At 60.0% G+C, this 3264-nt stretch carries 3 protein-coding genes and 1 pseudogene; all 4 read left to right on the forward strand.

Annotated elements, in window-relative coordinates; all coding sequences use genetic code 11:
* Positions 1-312, forward strand: a pseudogene (locus tag K206_RS44515) (hypothetical protein); the annotation flags it as partial.
* Positions 313-407: 95 nt separating this feature from the next.
* A complete protein-coding gene (locus K206_RS0135410; protein WP_081651626.1) occupies positions 408-1466 on the forward strand; it encodes an ATP-binding protein in 1059 nt (352 codons plus the stop codon).
* A gap of 601 nt (positions 1467-2067) precedes the next feature.
* The gene (locus tag K206_RS42290) at positions 2068-2718 is read left to right on the forward strand and encodes a hypothetical protein (protein ID WP_196812973.1); all 651 of its coding nucleotides are present in this window, start codon (positions 2068-2070) and stop codon (positions 2716-2718) included.
* Positions 2719-2973: 255 nt separating this feature from the next.
* The coding region (locus K206_RS42295; RefSeq protein ID WP_231401733.1) for a transposase family protein at positions 2974-3264 on the forward strand (291 nt) is incomplete at its 3' end.

Here is a 3264-nt window from a genome sequence, read left to right on the forward strand (position 1 = left end):
AGGTGGCGCGACGAGCCGCATTCGTTGCGGGTGCGCCAGCAGATCTTCAAGGCCAAGCGTGAACGCGAACTAGACTTCGGCCCCGGCGACAACCCGATCGAGGTTTTCCTTGCCCTCAGACGCAAGCAGGCCGCAAAGCGTCGAAGAGCGGCTAGCGACATCGCGCAAGTGCAACGCGAGCGCCAGACAGCCACGCCCCCTCCGTCTGGATCGGCAAGTGAAACAGTGACACCGAAACAGCCGCCTTCGCCACTGGCCAAGGGACCAGTTATAGGCAAGCCGTTGCGCATTGCCCGGGGGTACTCCCGGTAATCATTGGCGCGCGCTAAAACGGGCGCTGGCCGGGCCCGGACTATTGCCGGTCGTGAAGGGCGAAGAGGAACTGATCTCGCCGGCAAGGAGCAGGCATGAACGAGAAGACCACCACGGCCCAGAAAGGTGCACCGCGTGCACGTGTCAGGGCGACCCGAGTCCGCCCAGCCAGCCGCACGCCTAATGCAACGGCGGTGAATCCGGCAGACCTGACGGTGCACAATCATCCGCTTGCTCGCCGTCACTATCGCGTTGCGACGGCAGCTATCGAAAGCTTCGTCGACCTCGTCGAACGTTGCGTGCGCGTGTTGATCCCCGGAGCGTTGATCTACGCCCGTCCTCGCATGGGCAAGACTCACGCAATTGACTATCTGGCATTACACCTTGGTAGGAACCGGGGTGAAATTCTCGTGCTGAGGATGTCTTGCGAATATCATCGAAGCGACTACGAGGGGGCGTTCTTCAGTGCATTGCTGAGCGCCGCTGGTGTCAGGGACCCACAGCCCAGGACCATTGCGGACAAGCGCTTCGCTTTGATGCGTCGGCTGAACGAGCAGCTACAAATGCGCTCGGGCCATATTGTGGTGCTCTTTTGTGACGAAGCCCAACGGCTGTCCAAGCATGCGCTGGAATGGCTGCGCGACGTCCATGATCAGCTCGCTCACCATGGCGTGCGCCTGATCACCTTTCTGGTAGGGCAGCCGCAACTGATGGAGCAGAAGGCACAATATCAGCTCTCCGGTGACGAGCAAATCGTCGCTCGTTTCATGATCGAGCAAATGCACTTCAGAGGCATTACAGGCGCCGTTGAAGCAGCAACCTGCCTGGCTAGCTACGACATGACTTGCTATCCAGAGGACACCGGGAGCTCATTCACGGCCTTCTTCTATCCCGACGCGTACGCTGCCGGCTTAAGACTGGAGCAATCGGCCGCGGCGCTGTGGAATGGCTTCGTGAACGCCCACACTGTCGCGCAACTGGCTGGGCCTGTCGAACTGCACATGGACTATTTCACCCGTGCTGTCGAGTCAGTGCTACTGAATGGGCCCCAGTGGGATAGTGCAGGATTGGTACTAGATTCGGCGCATTGGGAGCGAGCGGTGCGGGAGTCTGGATACGTCGCCGCTCAACAGACCGTACAACCGGAGGTATAGACAATGGTCATGCCGATCCTTGTGCCGGAGCTGAGTGCGCCGACCTTAACGAACGTACGAATGCCACGCCCGGCCACCGCATCCGCCAAGCAGGAGTTGCCGCTCAGTAAACTACGTCGGGTGCGAAAGCACGCGAACTCAGACCGGGCGGTGAAAACTGCAACGGCGCGCGAACGGGCGATGGTGAGGGTCTTACGTAAGCTTGGGACGGGTCCTCTTTCGCGTAAGCAAGCTGAGATGGCGGGCGCATTGCTTGGGATCCATTGGTCTACAGTTTATCGGTTGCGCCGGCGCTTCCTCGCGAATCCTTTGGCAAGCGCGTTGATACCGCATAACCGAGGCCCCAAGATGGGAAGTCAGCGTCTAGCGGCGAAGGTCGAGAAGATCGTCAGTGAGGTGATTACCGATTGGCTGCCGCGACAGCCTCGTTTCGCTCATCCGCTCTTCGAGCTTGTCGTCGAAATGCGGAAGCGATGCGTAGGGGCCAGTGTCAATCCGCCAAGCCGATCTACCATTTCACGACGCTGGGCCGCCCATCGGCTGGCGGAGGCCGCCCGGTTACGTCGCCACGTAATTGACAGTACGACCGGAGGTATTGACTGTGGTCTTGCCGATCCTTGTGTTGGAACTGTCTGAGCCCAATCCCGAGAACGTTCCAATACCGCGCGGACGCGAGGCGGTTTTTCAGCTACAGCCAACGAGTAAGCGTGAAAAACTCATTCGTGACTGGCGCCAGATTCTGGGCCGCCGAGCGCTTATCGCCGACATCGGACGCTATCAGACCCGAGCCTCAAGCGGGTGGACCTCCGAGGCGATGGCCGGCTGCGACTCGAGTGCGTTGCTGCACGACAGCGAGCATTTGACGAGATTATTGCTGCGCCGGGCCTGGGCAAAGGTGCCGCGTCGCCAACGGATGATGATCCGTCGCGCCGTTCGACGTTTCGATCCTAACAAGCCCAACATCAAGGTGGCAGCCGCCCAGGTCAACGCGGTGGCGTGGCTGCTCGCCGCGATGCACTGGAACGGCTGTCGGCATCCCAACGCTCTTTGGTGCAAACCTCTGCATCCGCTTACCGGAGTGGTGCGTTGGCTCAGCGGCTTCGACGTTGTTGAACAGCATGAGCACTCGCGTGAGATCCTCACGAAGCTGGCGGAAAGGGTATGGTGCGTCGAACGGCAAAGCCGCCAGATCGTTGTTGCGATGAAGGCTGACCGGAAAGTTGTCGCGTTGCTGCCTGAATTGCTGCAGTGAAGGCCTTTCCAACAGCCCAGTCACCACATTCTTTAAACGGAGCAGTATTACTTCATAAGCGGAACACGATTACGGGTCTCCCGCACTTTGTGTGACGACCGAGTCGAGGGCTTGATTTCCAGCCGGTTTGGCCGTACGTTGACCGTTACCATGAGGCAAGTTCTCGGTGGGATCGATCGTATTCTCGCCCGTGTAGGCAAGCGCTTCGTCTCCAGCGAAGTGCAAGGGGAGACCATTACTGTCGAAGCCTGCAGTATGGTTCGCGCGGCACGTTGTCCTGGCTGCCATCGTTGGAGTCACCGACTCCACGGACGCTATGTGCGCAGGCTGGAAGAACGTCCGATGCTCGAGCAGCGGGTCATTCTCGCTATTGAGGTGCGTCGCTTCAAGTGTACGAACGCCAATTGCCCCCGTCGTACGTTTGCCGAGAACATCCACGCCTTGGCGGGCCGGTATCAACGTCGTACGCGATCGCAGGCTCGCGCTTTGCGCGCGCTGGGCCACGCCCTCGGTGGTGAGGCAGCAGCCCGGCTTGCCGACGCCTTG

The organism is Cupriavidus sp. WS (genome assembly GCF_000395345.1).
Taxonomy (GTDB): Bacteria; Pseudomonadota; Gammaproteobacteria; order Burkholderiales; family Burkholderiaceae; genus Cupriavidus; species Cupriavidus basilensis_B.

Excerpts from the sequence above, each read along its gene's own strand:
- K206_RS0135410 (WP_081651626.1), top strand. The coding sequence starts at position 408 with ATGAACGAGAAGACCACCACGGCCCAGAAAGGTGCACCGCGTGCACGT.